The organism is Streptomyces sp. NPDC001339, from assembly GCF_042895955.1.
GTDB lineage: Bacteria > Actinomycetota > Actinomycetes > Streptomycetales > Streptomycetaceae > Streptomyces.
This window is the reverse complement of record NZ_JBIAWT010000001.1, coordinates 934,709-949,750: the sequence shown is the minus strand read 5'-3', so window position 1 is coordinate 949,750 and position 15,042 is coordinate 934,709. Positions and strand designations below refer to the sequence as shown.

18 protein-coding genes are annotated in these 15,042 nt (G+C 69.6%); 11 read left to right on the top strand and 7 right to left on the bottom strand.

Annotation, left to right across the window (positions count from 1 at the left end; genetic code table 11):
• Positions 1-5 precede the first annotated feature (5 nt).
• A complete protein-coding gene (locus ACFY12_RS04055) occupies positions 6-1,226 on the bottom strand; it encodes an RNA-guided endonuclease InsQ/TnpB family protein (RefSeq protein WP_390714112.1) in 1,221 nt (406 codons plus the stop codon).
• A gap of 204 nt (positions 1,227-1,430) precedes the next feature.
• On the opposite strand from ACFY12_RS04055, the gene ACFY12_RS04050 reads away from it, so the two are divergent.
• Positions 1,431-1,832: a cytidine deaminase gene (locus ACFY12_RS04050; RefSeq protein ID WP_390714111.1), complete on the top strand. Its 402-nt coding sequence runs from the start codon at positions 1,431-1,433 to the stop codon at positions 1,830-1,832.
• Positions 1,833-1,914: 82 nt separating this feature from the next.
• On the opposite strand, the gene ACFY12_RS04045 is transcribed toward ACFY12_RS04050, so the two are convergent.
• On the bottom strand, positions 1,915-2,883 hold the full coding sequence (locus tag ACFY12_RS04045) for an ArsR/SmtB family transcription factor (protein WP_390714110.1): 969 nt from the start codon (positions 2,881-2,883) through the stop codon (positions 1,915-1,917).
• An 85-nt stretch (positions 2,884-2,968) separates the two neighbouring features.
• Between ACFY12_RS04045 and ACFY12_RS04040 the strand changes: the two genes are divergently transcribed.
• Together ACFY12_RS04040 and ACFY12_RS04035 are read left to right on the top strand one after the other, a co-directional pair.
• Positions 2,969-4,123, top strand: coding sequence for an alpha/beta hydrolase family protein (locus ACFY12_RS04040; RefSeq protein ID WP_390714109.1), 1,155 nt, complete (start codon positions 2,969-2,971; stop codon positions 4,121-4,123).
• Positions 4,124-4,289: 166 nt separating this feature from the next.
• Complete coding sequence (locus ACFY12_RS04035; protein WP_390714108.1) at positions 4,290-4,646, top strand: hypothetical protein; 357 nt, start codon at positions 4,290-4,292, stop codon at positions 4,644-4,646.
• A gap of 113 nt (positions 4,647-4,759) precedes the next feature.
• Here the strand turns inward: ACFY12_RS04035 and ACFY12_RS04030 are convergent, their stop codons facing one another.
• Together ACFY12_RS04030 and ACFY12_RS04025 are read right to left on the bottom strand one after the other, a co-directional pair.
• Entirely contained in the window at positions 4,760-5,260 is a 501-nt protein-coding gene (locus ACFY12_RS04030; RefSeq protein ID WP_390714107.1) for an NUDIX domain-containing protein, read from the bottom strand.
• Positions 5,261-5,295: 35 nt separating this feature from the next.
• Entirely contained in the window at positions 5,296-6,657 is a 1,362-nt protein-coding gene (locus ACFY12_RS04025) for a tetratricopeptide repeat protein (RefSeq protein ID WP_390714106.1), read from the bottom strand.
• Between the two features lie 296 nt (positions 6,658-6,953).
• On the opposite strand from ACFY12_RS04025, the gene ACFY12_RS04020 reads away from it, so the two are divergent.
• The 5 genes from ACFY12_RS04020 (at position 6,954) to ACFY12_RS04000 (ending at position 9,430) form a co-directional block, all read left to right on the top strand.
• Positions 6,954-7,274 (top strand): hypothetical protein, encoded by a 321-nt coding sequence (locus tag ACFY12_RS04020; RefSeq protein WP_390714105.1) that lies wholly within the window; start codon positions 6,954-6,956, stop codon positions 7,272-7,274.
• Positions 7,274-7,477, top strand: coding sequence for a hypothetical protein (locus tag ACFY12_RS04015; protein ID WP_390714104.1), 204 nt, complete (start codon positions 7,274-7,276; stop codon positions 7,475-7,477). The genes ACFY12_RS04020 and ACFY12_RS04015 overlap by 1 nt, the downstream gene beginning before the upstream one ends.
• A complete protein-coding gene (locus ACFY12_RS04010) occupies positions 7,474-7,728 on the top strand; it encodes a hypothetical protein (RefSeq protein WP_390714103.1) in 255 nt (84 codons plus the stop codon). The genes ACFY12_RS04015 and ACFY12_RS04010 overlap by 4 nt, the downstream gene beginning before the upstream one ends.
• A gap of 12 nt (positions 7,729-7,740) precedes the next feature.
• The gene (locus tag ACFY12_RS04005; protein WP_390714102.1) at positions 7,741-7,989 is read left to right on the top strand and encodes a hypothetical protein; all 249 of its coding nucleotides are present in this window, start codon (positions 7,741-7,743) and stop codon (positions 7,987-7,989) included.
• A gap of 163 nt (positions 7,990-8,152) precedes the next feature.
• Complete coding sequence (locus ACFY12_RS04000; protein WP_390714101.1) at positions 8,153-9,430, top strand: thymidine phosphorylase; 1,278 nt, start codon at positions 8,153-8,155, stop codon at positions 9,428-9,430.
• A gap of 170 nt (positions 9,431-9,600) precedes the next feature.
• Here ACFY12_RS04000 and ACFY12_RS03995 read toward each other — a convergent pair whose 3' ends face one another.
• Positions 9,601-10,953 carry an MFS transporter gene (locus ACFY12_RS03995; RefSeq protein ID WP_390714100.1) on the bottom strand — a complete coding sequence of 451 codons (1,353 nt, stop codon included), beginning with the start codon at positions 10,951-10,953 and terminating at the stop codon, positions 9,601-9,603.
• A gap of 65 nt (positions 10,954-11,018) precedes the next feature.
• Between ACFY12_RS03995 and ACFY12_RS03990 the strand changes: the two genes are divergently transcribed.
• On the top strand, positions 11,019-12,074 hold the full coding sequence (locus ACFY12_RS03990) for a LysR substrate-binding domain-containing protein (RefSeq protein ID WP_390714099.1): 1,056 nt from the start codon (positions 11,019-11,021) through the stop codon (positions 12,072-12,074).
• Between the two features lie 72 nt (positions 12,075-12,146).
• Here the strand turns inward: ACFY12_RS03990 and ACFY12_RS03985 are convergent, their stop codons facing one another.
• Positions 12,147-12,926 (bottom strand): alpha/beta hydrolase, encoded by a 780-nt coding sequence (locus ACFY12_RS03985; protein ID WP_390714098.1) that lies wholly within the window; start codon positions 12,924-12,926, stop codon positions 12,147-12,149.
• 103 nt (positions 12,927-13,029) lie between these two features.
• Here ACFY12_RS03985 and ACFY12_RS03980 point away from each other — a divergent pair, with 103 nt between their 5' ends.
• Together ACFY12_RS03980 and ACFY12_RS03975 are read left to right on the top strand one after the other, a co-directional pair.
• Positions 13,030-14,166, top strand: coding sequence for an adenosine deaminase (locus ACFY12_RS03980; protein WP_390714097.1), 1,137 nt, complete (start codon positions 13,030-13,032; stop codon positions 14,164-14,166).
• A 166-nt stretch (positions 14,167-14,332) separates the two neighbouring features.
• On the top strand, positions 14,333-14,677 hold the full coding sequence (locus tag ACFY12_RS03975) for a hypothetical protein (RefSeq protein ID WP_390714096.1): 345 nt from the start codon (positions 14,333-14,335) through the stop codon (positions 14,675-14,677).
• Positions 14,678-14,795: 118 nt separating this feature from the next.
• Here the strand turns inward: ACFY12_RS03975 and ACFY12_RS03970 are convergent, their stop codons facing one another.
• Positions 14,796-15,005, bottom strand: coding sequence for a PspC domain-containing protein (locus tag ACFY12_RS03970; protein ID WP_390714095.1), 210 nt, complete (start codon positions 15,003-15,005; stop codon positions 14,796-14,798).
• Between the last annotated feature and the right edge of the window lie 37 nt (positions 15,006-15,042).

Genomic DNA, 15,042 nt, shown 5'->3' with positions numbered 1-15,042 from the left:
CTGGCTCACGCTGCTTGGCCGCTCGGCGAGCGATCGAGTCTTACGCGATCAGCACCAGCCGGGTCGAGACCAGCCCGGACCAGCATCACGCGGGCGGAGTTCTTGTCCCTGGGGGACACGGCTCCGCACGCGGTGCAGGTGTAGGTACGTTCGGAAAGAGGCAGTGCGTGCTTGGCTCTCGCTCCGCACTGCGCACAGTCCATCGTGGTGTGCGCCGGCTGCACGAGGCGGACGTCCCGCCCGTGCTTGCGGCCCATCTCGACCAAGGCGGCCTTTGTCGCGCTGATCGCGGCATCGGCCGCCTTGCGAGCCATGCGGGACTTCGCGAGGAACTTCGGATGGAAGTCCTCGACCGCGATGGCATCATGGTCGCGGACGATCTTCTTGGCCCACTTGCGACCGGTGTCCTGACGCTGCCGGGCGATCTTCTTGTGCAGCTTCGCCACCTGCCGCTTGGCGGCACGATAGCCCCGTGTCTGGGCCTTCCTCTTCGGGCGTTCACGGCGGGACATCATGCGCTGGTAGCGGGCCAGCCGCTTGCCAGCTTTTTTACCGTGCTCGGAGTGGGGAAGGTCATGGTCGTCGCTGGTGGTGGTCGCGGTTTCCCGCACGCCCCAGTCGACACCGATGCGCCGCCCGGTTTCGGGCAGCAACTGGGCCTGGGCGGGGGCAACGAAACTCGCGTACCAGTGGCCGAGGCTATCGCGGTACACGCGCACCGAGGACGGCTCTGCGGGCAGGTCACGGGACCACGCCACAGTCAGGACGATCCCGCCGGCAAGGTGCAGGCGGCCGTCGGTGAGACGAAAGCCGCGCCGGGTGTACTCGAACGTCGGGGCTGCCTGGTCTTTCTTCTTCCACTTGGGCATACCCGCCCGGCGGTATGTCGGCAGCCGCTCTCGGATGTCCTTCAGGGCCTTGGCACGGGACTTGCCGAAGTCGCGTATCAGCTGCTGCTGCGGCACCGAGGCTCCCTCCCGCAGCCACGGGGTGCGGGCACGGGCCTCGGTCAGCATCTTGCTGAGTCCTACCGGGCCGCACGTCAGGGTGTCCCCGGGGTTGTTGATGTTGTGCAGGTGGACGGCCTTGGACTTGGCCACGCACTCGTTCCACACCCACCGGCAACGGTCCCACTCTGCGAGCAGCGCAGCGCGGGCCGTGGACGACACGCGGAGCCTGTAGGTGTACCGGGCATGCCCGGCCTCCTCAGTCGCTGCTGTCGTCATGACCCTCAAACTACCTGGGAGGTAGGACAGTTGATACCTCCAGCCCGATATCGCCTGCCGCGCCACCCCGGTGGGTGAACGCCGTATACCCCTGACGGCGATACAGCTACCAATGCCCTGCTCTACAGGAGCTTCATTTCTCCCCCGTAAGCGGGAGGTACCCCCACCCCGCCTAAAGCCGGGGCATCCATGAAGGAGAAAATGATGACCTCACCGGTACCGGTCGACTGGACCGCACTGCGCGCGCTGGCCCGGGACGCGATGTCCCGGGCCTACGCCCCGTACTCCGGTTACCCGGTCGGCGCCGCCGCCCTCGTGGACGACGGCCGCACCGTCACCGGCTGCAACGTCGAGAACGCCTCGTACGGCCTCGGCCTCTGCGCCGAATGCGGCCTGGTGTCGGCATTGTTCGCCGGCGGCGGGGGGCGGCTGACTGCCTTCACGTGCGTGGACGGCGCGGGTGAGCTACTGGTCCCCTGCGGCCGCTGCCGCCAACTCCTCCACGAACACGGCGGCCCCGACCTCCTGGTCGACACCCAGGCGGGCATCCGCCCACTCTCGGAACTCCTGCCGGACGCGTTCGGGCCGGGGCACTTGACGGGCTGACGGGGTGGGCCTACGCACCTGATGGGCTGACGGGCTGACGGTGGGCCGGGCGAGGACGGCGGCGGCTCCTTGCTGTACGGCCCTAGCGCCACCGCGCCAGCAGGCTCCCCAGCTCCGTGCGCCGGTGCAGTACGGCCCGCCCGGCACGGACCGTGGTGATCAGGCCCGCGCCGCGAAGCGCAGCGGTGTGGGCGGAAGCGGTGGCGTTGCTGACGCCCAGCCGTCGGGCGAGCCCGCTGGTGGTGTGCTCATCCGCGAGGAGAAGCAGTATGGCGAGGCGAGTTCGCCCGAGCACCCCGGCCAGTGCGTCGTCCCGGCCCTCCACCTCAGCCGGCGAGAGCGGCAGGCCGGGGCCCGCCGGGTAGGTCAGGTACAGCGGGCGGTCGGGCAGGTCGGCGATGAGGGGGTGGCCGGTCCAGTGGAAGGTGGGCAGCAGCACCACGCCACGACCGCCCAGCTTGATGTCCCGCGCGCCGGGCCCCTCCAGCTCCCAGACCTCGCCACCGCGCATCCGGGCGCTGGGGACGAGTTCTGCGAGTACGGCGCCGATACCGTGCTCGGCCACGGCAACGGCGTGCCGGGTGAACTCCTTCTGGTGCAGGTCCTGCACCACGGACCACACCGGGCGCAGGACCGTCTCGAAGGCGGCGTGCTGTGCGCGGCGGAGGAGCTGCCAGGCATCGGCATCGCCCCGGTGCAGCTGGCGGATCCACAGCGGGGGCCGGCCCGCATGCTGGGCGTAGACACGCTCGATCTCGGAGCGGACCAGCTTCGGACGCGAGACCCGGATGGCGTCCAGTCCCTCCGTCAAGGTGTCGCTGAACACGTCGATGAAGGCGGGAGCCTCTCCCGCGGGGACCAGGTCCCCGAACGGCTCGGCGATGACCGGCATGGAGCGCAGCAGCCGCCGCCTCCAGCGGCCGAAGAGCACGTCGTCGTCGTCGTGACCGCACCACATCCTGAGAGCCGCGTTGAGCTCCTGCAACGGGGCCGGCCGAGGCGCGAACCGGACACGGGCGAAGTCGGCGGCCGTGAAATGGATCCGGATCACTACTCTCCCGGGCGGTGCGGCGCCATCGTTTCGGCGGGGGCCTGAACGATGGCTGCCCTCACGACTGGCAGCCAGCATTCAGGGCATGCCTTGTTCTTCTTCTTCCTTCACTGTAGACCGGCGTACCGTCACCAAGTCGGCCGCACTGGCTGCCGCGGCACTGCTGTTGCCGGTCGGCGGTGGCGTGGCACGAGCTGCCACGGGCGGCCTCACCTTGCGACTGCCCGCCCCGACCGGCCCACACCGGATCGGCGTCACCACACTGCACTTGACCGACCGCTCCAGGCGCGACCCGTGGGAGCCGGGCATCGTTCGCGCACTGATGGTCACGCTGTTCTATCCGGCCTGCGACGTCCGCGGCTACCCGGTCGCACCTCAGATGACGGCAGGGGCCGCGAAGCATTTCCACGAGTTCGCCCCGCTGTTCCGCCCGGAGTTGCCGCGGGCCGGAGTGGACTGGGCGGCCACCGTGACCCACGCGCACGCGGGCGCACCCGCGCAGCCCGTGCGGCGGCCGGTACTGCTGTACAGCCCCGGTGGCGGCGATCCGCGCACGCTGGGCACCGGCGTCGCCGAGGAGCTGGCGAGCCACGGGTATGTGGTGGTGACCATCGACCACCCCGGCGATGCCTCCGAGGTCGAGTTCCCCGACAAGTCCATCCGGGAGAGCGTCTTCAGGGGAGATCCCCGGACGGATCCGACCATCTTCCGCACCACCATCGACACCCGGATCGCGGACACCGGATTCGTACTGGATCAGCTGGAAGCCCTGGCCGCCGGGCGACACGACCTCGGCCGTGCGCTGGATCTGAGGCGGGTGGGCATTTACGGCCACTCGGCGGGTGGGACGACGGCGGCTGAGGCGATGCACCAGGACCGCCGCATCAACGCGGCGATCAACCTGGAGGGCTTTCTGGACTACCCGGACGGGACGTTGTTCCCGGTTGCCGAGCACGGGCCGGACCGGCCACTGCTCCTGCTGGGAACCGACGGCTTCTCGGAGAAGAAGGAGCTGGAGCGTTCCTGGTCGATCGTGCGGCAGGTCCACCGGCGGCAGATCGCCAACGCCACGCATGGGGTGTTCACGGACTTCGCCTCCATGGCGCCCCAGTTGCAGGCAGCCGGACTCATGACGCCCGACAACCGGAACAAGCTCGTCGGTGCGATCACCCCGGAAAAATCGGTGCCGCTGGTACGCGGCTACGTACGCTCGTTCTTCGCCCGGCACCTGCGGGCCTAGCTCTTCCCTCGCCGCCCGCGCCCGGCCTGTCACATGACCCCTCGAACAGTCCCTAGGGGTTTCATTGCCCGCTTAGACGTCGTTTCTTTTGGTGGTGGATCTCTCTGGTCGCATTCCGTTGAGTGCCGATCCGTGAGTGTCAGTGACGTGTGGCAGCCTCGCGTGTATGAGCTACGACCTTGCTGTCTGGGAGGGGCACCGTCCCGCGGATGACGCCACTGCCGGGAAGATCTTCCATGACCTGTTCAATCGCTACACGCAAACCGATGTCGAGCATCCACCGACCGATCACATAGCCGAGTACGTCACCACACTTCTGGAGCGGTGGCCTGATCTCGCAGAGGACGAGGACGACGTCTCTCCCTGGTCCACCGGGCCGCTGATCGGGGAGGCCAAGGGGCCGCTGATCTATTTCCCGATGTGCTACAGCATGGCCGACGAGGCATCGGCCTATGCGGCAGAAGTCGCCTCGTCGATGGGGCTTGTCTGCTACGACCCTCAGGTGCAGCAGCTCAGGTCATGAGCCGCCCCAGTCCGCGGTAGTCGACGAGGGCGCTGTTCCCCCGCACCCGACGGCGCCTGGAGCCCGGCGGCGTCTTCGCGGTGGCTGGGAACCGCGGTTCGGCACCCCGGCGTCTACTTCCAGCCGTCCAGCGATACCTGTTGCCCGTCGGCCAGGTAGTGATGAAGAGCGCTGGCGGTGGTATCGACGAACTCCTCGGGGACAGCGTCGGCGTCGACCCAGCACACCTGGTCGTGCTTCCGCGGTTCCCGGTTCTCGGGTTCGCCGGTCCATTCGTGGACGGCGAAGACGACGGTGAGGAAGCCGTTGGGGGCTTCTACGCCCCAGGCGCCGTGGATGATGTGGGCGACCTTCAGCGCCTCGGGTTTCACGGTCAGACCGGTCTCCTCGTACAGCTCGCGTACGGCGGTCTCAGTGATCGGCTCACCGGGCTCGCTCTTGCCGACGGGCAGGTCCCACATCCCCTGTGCGAACTTGGCGTTGTGGCTGCGCTGAAGGAGGACGACGCGGTTGGCGGCCGTGTCGTGGACGATGATGGCGGCGACCAGCAGGGTCATGGCTTGGAGGGCGGGCTTGAGGGCTTTCGTCTGGTCGTCGGTCTTCGGCTGAGCCACGGTGCATCCCTTCGTCGGCCGGGTTGGTCGGCAGCTTAGGCCAGCGCTTCTCGTGCGCGGCGGGCGAGTTCGGTGGCGCCCGGTACTTTGCGCCGCTGGTAGACGGCAAGGGTTGATCTGAGCGATGTGATCGCCTTGCGCGTACGGCCGGAGGTCATGCCTTCCATGAGGCTCAGGGCCTGGGCCCAAGCGGCGACGGCTTCGTCAGCGCGTGCCTGAGCGGCCAGGCTGTCGCCGAGGTCTGCGTAGGTGAGGGCGTGGACGCGTTTGTACTTCTGACGGTCCCAGCGGATAAGGGCCTCGCGGTGCCGCTGCTCGGTGCCGATGTGGTCGGCGAGGTCGGTCAGGGTGCGGGCGGTGTGACTGGCGACGGTGCCGGCGGCTGGGCCGCTGACACGGGAGTAGCTGGGCTGGGGCCCGTCGTCGCGCAGGAGGGCGTCCTCGGCTGCGAGGAGGGCGCGTGCTGCGGCGGGTTTCTCACTAATGGCGGCGTAGGCGCGGGCGTGGGTGATGTGGAGGAGGGCTTCGGTCTGGCCATCGACGTGGCCGAGACCGCGGGTGAGCGCGGCAGCGACGAGGTCTACGCAGTGGTGCGGCTCTTTGAGGCTGAGGGCCTGGTGGGCGAGGGCGCGCATCATCCAGGCGGCGTGGCCGTGTGGGTCGGCTTCGCAAGCGAGTTGGTAGCCGACCTGGTAGTAGCGCTGGGCTGCGCCTTCCTGGCCGAGGTCGTGGTGCTTCCAGCCGGCCAGGTAGGCGAGTTCGGCGACCGCACCGAAGGCGGCTCGGCGTAAGGCGTCGCTGGGAAAGCGTCCGCGGAGCATGGGGGCTGCGGTGTCGGCGAGATAGGCAGTGACGGTGGTCAAGCCGTGGCCGCCACCGAGGCGTTCGTCGGCCGCGCTGAAGGCGGTGGTGATCTGGCGTACGACGTCCACGTCCTCCACGCCGACCATGGCCGCTCCGGTACGGGCGCGGAGCATGCGAGCGGTGGCTTCGTGATCGTAGGCAAGCGGCATCGCGACGCCAGCTGTGGAGAACGCGGCTACCGCGAGGAAGCGGCGGCGCTCCACATCGGCGCGGCCAAGGTCGGTGGCGGCGAGGACTGGGTCCGATTCCACTTCCGTTGAATCGTGGCCCTCGGCTGGGCCCAGGCCGATCTCCATCTGGGTGATGGTTCGGTCCGCTCGGCGAGACAGCGCCTCGGCGAGGTACTGGCCGGTGCGGCCGGTGGGCTGGCGGGTGCCGTTCACCCAGTGGGAGATGGCCGACTTATTGGTCTGGAGGATCTCACCGTTCTCCGCGGCGACGCGCCTCACATCCTTGGCCACAGCCTCGTAAGTGCAGCCGATCGCGTCGATGGCCTCGCGCAGGCGGTAGTTGGGTGCTCTCTGCCCAGCCACGATCGCCTCCGATCCGGAGCTGTAAACCACGTATACCGCTTCAACCGGCTCTCACCGTACCCACTGTGCGTGACAGCGGGTTCACTAATCATCAGCCGCTCGGAACGGCGCGACCGTGATCCAGGCTTCCCCTTGGTCCGGGCGGCTTCCCGAAGTGCCGTACGCCTACACCGGTCCGGGCACGCCTGTGCCTGGACCCGGACGGTGCCTCGGGGACTCAACAGGCCACACGCAGGACCCCGCGATCGGGCGAACGATCCGAGGGCGTGGCCATCGACTATCACGGAGTTGACAACATGGCCGATGCCACAACGAGCTTCTTAATCCTGCGGCTGCTGCGGCTGCTGCTTCCGGTGCGCGGCCGCCACCGGACGCACCGCGCGCTGCCGGACACGGGGCGCGAGGACGAGCCGGTGCTTGCCCTGCCCCGCGTGCCCGTCCGGCGGCCGGGGTTGCTGCGTGGCGAGGACGTGCACCTGATCCGCCCGTATGTCCTCACCCCCGAGGAGCGGCGGGAGCGGCGGTTGCAGCGTGGGCGACGCCAGGTGTTGTGGCTCGCGACGTACGGCGTCGATGCCGGGCCGCGTCGGATTCACGGTGTGGAGGTGACAGCCTGATGCCGCGCAACTGCCGCCCCGTCCATCTGGGAGAACCGGTTTCGGTGCCGGAGCCCGAGCCGGTTGCCGGGTGCGACGTGTGCTCCGCTCTGGCCGGGCAGCGCGCGGCGGCGCGCGCCGTCGGGAACCTGTCGATAGTGATCGACTGCAACATCGAGCTACGCAGCCACCCCCACCCGGAGCGGAAGGCGGCGCGGTCATGAGCGTGGGTTGGTGGGAACGGCTGCGCTTCCGGGTCGAGGAAGCGTGGAACCGGCACGTCCGGTACCGGGAGTTGTACCGGCATCTTGATCAGAAGCGAGCGGAGGCCGAGGCCCGTACGGCGTGGATGGAAGAGCTGACCGAGGAGGGGCTGGCGGAGATGATGCGTGGCCTCAATCAGTGCATCGACTCCATGCGGGCAGCAGGCAGTTCCGTTCCGGACCGTCCGGAGGGACATCATGAAGGCACGTGATGAGGGCACGTCATGAGGACGCGGTACCGGTTCCTGGAATGGACGCTGTCGGCCGTGCCGGGCATGGTCGTGCGGCATATCGGCAAGTGTCTGATCTGCGCGGAGCACTCGGTGGACACCGCTGATCCCTCCGACGCGCAGATGTGGTGTCTCAAGCACGCGGGAGCCACACGGCACGGCGTCTACGAGCTGTCGGCGTTCCAGTACTTCGACGCCACCCTGACCGACCCTGCGGTGAACCCCACCCGGCCGACGGCGTAAGAGCAGGGCGGGGCCGCCATGGTGTACCGGCCGCCCTGCCCGCACAACCTCCCCCCCCCGCACAACCTCCCCCCCCCGAGCCTGTGTCTGGCACCCAGATGTCTATGCGTGTAGAACGAGTTCCGTGTAGAAACGGGATCTACCCGTTCGAAAGGAACCGTCCATGGACGTCATCTCCGTCATCCGTACCAAGCGCGACCGCGGCGAGCTGACCCCCGCACAGATCGACTGGGTCATCGACGCGTACACCCGCGGCGAGGTCGCCCACGAACAGATGTCGTCCCTGGCGATGGCCATCTTCCTCAACGGGATGAACCGCAAGGAGATCGCCCGCTGGACCGCCGCCATGATCGCTTCCGGCGAGCGCATGGACTTCTCCTCCCTCACCCGCCCCACCGCCGACAAGCACTCCACCGGCGGCGTGGGCGACAAGATCACCCTCCCCCTGGCTCCCCTCGTCGCCGCCTGCGGCGCCGCCGTACCCCAGCTCTCCGGCCGCGGCCTCGGCCACACCGGCGGCACCCTCGACAAGCTCGAGTCCATCCCCGGCTGGCGCGCCCTGCTCTCGAACGACGAGATGCTGGACGTCCTCGGCTCCGTCGGCTCCGTCATCTGTGCCGCCGGCGACGGCCTGGCCCCCGCCGACAAGAAGCTCTACGCGCTCCGCGACGTCACCGGCACCGTGGAGTCCATCCCCCTCATCGCCTCCTCGATCATGTCCAAGAAGATCGCCGAGGGCACCGGCTCCCTCGTCCTGGACGTCAAGGTCGGCTCCGGCGCCTTCATGAAGAACCTCGACGACGCCCGCGAACTCGCCGCCACCATGGTCGAGTTGGGCACCGACCACGACGTGACCACCCGCGCCCTGCTCACCGACATGTCCACCCCGCTCGGCCTGACCGCCGGCAACGCCCTCGAAGTCCGCGAATCCGTCGAGGTCCTCGCGGGCGGCGGCCCCCAGGACGTCATCGACCTGACCCTCGCCCTCGCCCGCGAGATGCTCGACGCCGCCGGCCTGCCCGACGCCGACCCGGCCAAGGCCCTCGCCGACGGCTCCGCCATGGACCACTGGCGCCGCATGATCACCGCCCAGGGCGGCGACCCGGACGCCCCCCTCCCGGTGTCCCACGAACAGCACGTGGTCACCGCCGACCGGACCGGCGTCCTCACCACTCTGGACGCCTACGCCGTCGGCCTCTCCGCCTGGCGCCTCGGCGCCGGCCGTGCCCGCAAGGAGGACCCGGTCCAGGCCGCCGCCGGCATCGAACTCCACGCCAAGCCCGGTGACACGGTAACGGCCGGCCAGCCCATCCTCACCCTCCACACCGACACCCCGGAGAAGATGCCGTACGCGGTGGAGGCCCTGGCCGACGCCTGCGACATCGCGCCGGAGGACACGCCCTTCACCGCCTCGCCGGTGGTGCTGGAACGTATCGGCTGACGGGGAGCACGCGGAGCCGGGGGCGCTTCAGCTGACGCGGTGCCGGGGTGCCTCAGTCCTTCTGGGCGAGGCGCCCCCGTCGCCGACGGGCGAATGATGACGACGAAGGGCCCGCCCCGCCAGGACAGGTGGCGGGGCGGGCCCTTCGGCCCGGGGGCCGGGGTAGCGGGTTACGCGGCCTTCTCCAGTTGCTGGAGGTGGAGGAGGCGGCGTTCGGTGACGGCCTTGCGGGTGGCGTAGAGGGTGATGGAGGCGGCGCCGGCCATGGCGGCCAGGGCGAGGGTGACGGTGCCGTTCCAGCCGAGGGCGTGGAAGGCGGTGGCGCCGAGGGCGCCGCCCAGGCTGCTGCCGATGTAGTACGCGCACTGGTAAAGGGCCGAGGCTTGCGCGCGGGCCGTCTTGGCGGTGCGGCTGACGGCCGACGAGGCGACGGCGTGGCCTGCGAAGAAGCCGGCGGTGATGAGGATCAGGCCGGTCAGCACCGCGGCCACTGAGTCGGCGAGGGTCAGGAGGAGGCCGGTTGAGGTGGTGGCGACGGCGAGGTAGAGGGCGCCGCGGCGGCCCGTTCGGGCGACCAGGTGGCCGGCTGCGGCCGAGGAGGCCGTACCGACGAGGTAGATGACGAAGATCGAGCCGACGATTCCCTGGGGGAGGTTGAAGGGCGCGGAGGTCAGGCGGTAGCCGATGACCGTGTAGACCGCGCCGAAGACCGTCATGAACAGGGCGCCGATGGCGTAGAGGCGGCGGAGGAGGGGATCGGAGAGGTGGCCGGTGAGGGTACGGGCCAGGGCGCGTGGGCCCACTGAACGGGGCGTGAAGTGGCGGGCCTTGGGGACGAGTAGACGGAATGTCACCGCGCACAGCACGGCCAGTACGCCTACCGCGGCGAGCGCGGCCCGCCAGCCCCAGGCCTGGGCCGCCCAGCCGGTCACGATGCGGCCGGACATTCCGCCGATGCTGTTGCCCGCCACGAACAGGCCGATGGCCGCGACCAGCGCCTTGGCGCGTACCTCCTCGGCCAGGAACGCCATCGCCGAGGCCGGCAGGCCGGCCAGCGCGACGCCCTGGACGGCGCGCAGGGCGATGAGCGCGTCGATCGACGGTGCGAAGGGGATGAGCAGGGCGATGACGGTGGCGATGGAGAGGGAGGCCGTCATCAGGGTGCGGCGGCCGAAGCGTTCGGAGAACGCGCTGAGCGGGATCACGCCGAGCGCCAGGCCGAAGGTGGCCGCGGATACCGTCCAGCTCGCCCGGTCCGGACTCACCCCGAGGTCGCTGGAGATCGCGGGCAGCAGCGCCTGGGTGGAGTAGAGAAGGGCGAAGGTGGCCACTCCGGCGGCGAAGAGGGCCAAGCTCATCCGGCGGTAGCCGGGGCCGCCCGGCCGCAGTTTGTCCGCCTCAGGAGAGGGAGCCTCCGGAGAGGGAGGAGTGGAGGAGGAGGGGGAGGAAGGGGAGTCTGTGGGGGACTGGGGTGAGGCGGCCGCACGGTCGGTGACGGACGCCCCGGTATCAGCGGGAGGCATAGGGGGAAGGTAGGACGGTTCGGTTCATGCGTCCAATGCATGGAAACTGCATAATCGATTCTGTGATGCATGAGCGCAGGTGGCAGGGGTCTCTGTTGCACGGTCGCAACAGAAAAGATGTAGCGGGGGCGGGGGTGGGGGCGGGGCGTGGTGGGCCTGGCCTGGGCGGAGATGGGGGCGGGGGCGGGGACGGGGGTGAGGCGGCTGAGCTCGGGGTCGGCTCGTGGGCGGTGGTGCTTGCGCCGCGGCTGGCTCAGTTCGTTGCTGTCGCCCGGCACGAGCATGTCACCCGTGCCGCTCAGGAGCTGGGGATGCCGCAGCCGACGCTGAGCCGGGCCATCGTCCGGCTGGAGCACGATCTCGGTGTCACGCTCTTCGCCCGGCACGGCCGTAATCTCTCCCTCACCCCGGCCGGGCGCTCCTTCCTCGCGTCCGCCGAGCGGACGTTGACGGATCTGGAGAGGGCGACCGAGTCCGTACGGGCCGATGTCGATCCCGCGGCCGGGAAGGTGGCGTTCGGCTTTCTGCACACCCTCGGCTCGGAGACCGTGCCCGGCCTGATCCGCAGTTTCCGTGCCGACCACCCGCGCGTCCGCTTCCAACTGGTCCAGAATTACGGCGAGGCGATGATCGAGAGGATGCGCGCCGGGGATCTTGATCTGTGCCTGACCTCGCCGGTCCCGGACTACCCCGATCTGGTCGCGCGCCGGCTCGACGAGCAGAAGCTGCGCCTGGTCGTACCGGAGGACCACGCACTGGCCACCCGTAAGCGGATCCGGCTCGCCGAGGCCGCCGGTGAACTGTTCGTCACCCTCGAACCGGGGTACGGGCTGCGTCGGATCACCGACGCCCTGTGCGCCGAGGCGGGCTTCACTCCACGGGTGGCGTTCGAGGGGGAGGAGGCCGAGACGCTGCGTGGGCTGGTGGCCGCCGGGCTCGGTGTGGCGCTGCTGCCGCCGCCCGCCGTGCCGCGGCCGGGTGTGGTGGAGCTGACGGTGACCGCCCCGCGTGCGGTCCGGGAGATCGGGGTCGCCTGGCCGGCCGGGTATCCGGACACCCCGCCGGTGGCCGCGTTCAAGAAGTTTTTGTTGAGTCGGCGGGGGTTGTTGCTGCCTCGGTGAGGGGGGAGGGATACCGGCCGGCCGGCCAGGTTCCGGGGCCGGTGACGGCCGGTGCGGGCCGGGGGGGCGTGGTCAAGGCCGTAGCGAGGCGCCGAAGCCCGAGGCCAGGGGCATGCGGAGGCCCAGGGGCGGAGGGGCGGCCAGGGCGTCGCGTACGGGGCGGGAGTAGTCGCGGGCGAAGAGGGAGCCGAGCATGAAGTCGGCGGCCAGGGCGTGGACTTCGCTGCGGTGCTGGTGCAGGGAGTGGCCGTCGGAGTGCACCTCGAAGCGGCAGATGTCGCGGTTGACCTTCTTGGCGCGCTGGGCGTAGCGGTAGGAGAGGTCGGGGTCGTGGCGCTCGTCGTTGGTGCCGTGGACGAGGAGGACCTGGCGGCCGATGAGCTGCTTGACCGGGTCGGGCTGCTCTTCGGGGCGGCGGGCATCGGGTAGCCACGGGGCGATCGCCAGTACGGAGTTGACGGCCGGGTGCCCCGCGGCGTGCAGGGCGGCACGGGCGCCCATGCCCTTGCCGACCAGGCAGACGGGGACATCGCCGTAGCGGCGGACCACCTCGTCGAGGGCCCAGGCGGCATCGCGCGCGGGGTGGGCCGCGGCGCCGTTCCAGCCACCGCAGCGATAGTGCACGACGTGCGTGGTCAGCCCTTCGGCGCGGCCGGCCCGTGCCAGCCGGACCGCGAGCGGCCGCACGGTCAGCGCGGGCACCGGTGACGGGCGCCGCACCCCGGTCGCGTCGCCCCCGGGCAGTACGAGGGCGACCCCGTTCACCGCCCGTCGCGTGCCGTTCCTTCCCAGCGGATTTCCCAGCGGACTTCCCAGCCGGGCCTCACGCACCGGCAGCGCTTGCTGAGCCATGACCAGAACGATGGCAGAAGGAGAGGTGCCCGCCACCCTGTGTACCGGTCACTGTTACGTATCGTTCGGTGATATCTACGCGCGTAGGGGCTAGAGTGCGCAGATGACGAGCGACACCACCACCCTCCCCACCACCGAACAGATCCGCCGCGCACCCAAGGTGCTGCTCCACGACCACCTCGACGGCGGCCTGCGCCCGGCCACGGTCGTCGACCTGGCCCGCGAGACCGGCTATGAAGGGCTGCCCGAGACCGACCCGGAGAAGCTCGGGATCTGGTTCCGCGAGGCCGCCGACTCCGGTTCTCTGGAGCGCTACCTGGAGACCTTCGCGCACACCTGCGCCGTCATGCAGACCAAGGAAGCCCTCCAGCGCGTCGCCGCCGAGTGCGCCGAGGACCTGGCCGCGGACGGTGTCGTCTACGCCGAGGTCCGCTACGCCCCCGAGCAGCACCTGGAGCAGGGGCTGACCCTCGAAGAGGTCGTCGAAGCGGTCAACGAGGGCTTCCGGGAAGGCGAACGGCGGGCCCGGGAGAACGGTCACCGGATCCGGGTCGGTGCGCTGCTCACCGCCATGCGGCACGCCGCGCGCGCCCTGGAGATCGCCGAACTCGCCAACCGCTACCGCGACTCCGGTGTCGTCGGCTTCGACATCGCCGGTGCCGAGGCCGGCTACCCTCCCACCCGCCACCTCGACGCGTTCGAGTACCTCAAGCGGGAGAACAACCACTTCACCATCCACGCCGGTGAGGCCTTCGGCCTGCCGTCCATCTGGCAGGCGCTCCAGTGGTGCGGCGCCGACCGCCTCGGCCACGGCGTCCGGATCATCGACGACATCGAGGTCGCCGACGACGGCTCCGTGAAGCTCGGCCGGCTCGCCTCGTACGTACGGGACAAGCGCATCCCGCTGGAGATGTGCCCGACCTCCAACCTCCAGACGGGCGCCGCCTCGTCCTACGCCGAGCACCCCATCGGCCTGCTGCGCCGACTGCAGTTCCGGCTCACGGTCAACACCGACAATCGGCTGATGGGCGGCACGAACATGTCCCGGGAATTCGAGCACCTGGTCAAGACATTCCGCTACACGCTCGATGACATGCAGTGGTTTACAGTCAATGCGATGAAATCAGCTTTCATTCCTTTCGATGAACGTCTGGCCATGATCAACGATGTCATCAAGCCCGGTTACGCGGAATTGCGGGCCGAATGGCTCTTCCGTCCCGTGGGTGGGACCCCCTCCTGATCAGTGGTTTCGCCCTCCGAGGAGGGAGTAGCGCGAGCATATAGCGCAACGGCCGGTGGAATGTCCACCGGCCGTTTTTTCTTCGCCCTGTGGCTGATTGCGACGCCGGTTGCCGCATCACTAAGTTGATTTGCCGGTCAAGCCCCCATCATGAGGACGTAATTCGATGAAGCAGGGAACGAAGCAGGGAACCATCAAGGCCATCGGTACCGCCGCGCTCGGTGCCGCTTTCGCCGTCACCGCCGCGGGCGCCGCCAGCGCCGCGTCTCCGGTGACCGCCTCCACCGACGCCACCGGTGCGCTGTCGAACCTGTCGGTGGGCGACGCCACCCATGCCCTCTCGGGGGCCACCAAGACCGTCTCCGCCGCCAAGCCGGCCGGCAACGAGGTCAACCCCGAGCTGGCCTCCACCAAGGGCAACGAGCCGCTGCTCGGAGGTCTGCCGACCCACAACACCGTCGGCAAGTCCCTTCCGAAGCTGGGCGGCAAGCCCCTGCCCAAGCTGGGCTGACGAGTCGGCTGGCTGAAGGCGGCCCCGGTCGCAGCCCTCGCGCTGCCGGCCGGGGCGTTGTCATGGCGTCATGGCGTCATGACGACATGGGGCTATGAGGCCCCGGCCCGTCCGGGTATCACCAGGTGGAGGCGCCGGTGCTGTTGTTCTCGGTGGGCAGGAGTATCCACAGCGCCAGGTAGACCAGGAACTGCGGGCCGGGGAGCAGGCACGACAGGACGAAGATCACGCGCATCGTCGCGGGCGTCGTGCCGAAGCGACGGGCCAGGCCCGCGCACACTCCGGCGATCATTCGGTTGTTGCGGGGGCGGACCAGTGCGGCGGCCATGACGGACAACTCCTTTTCGGCTTCGTGGGGCGTCTGC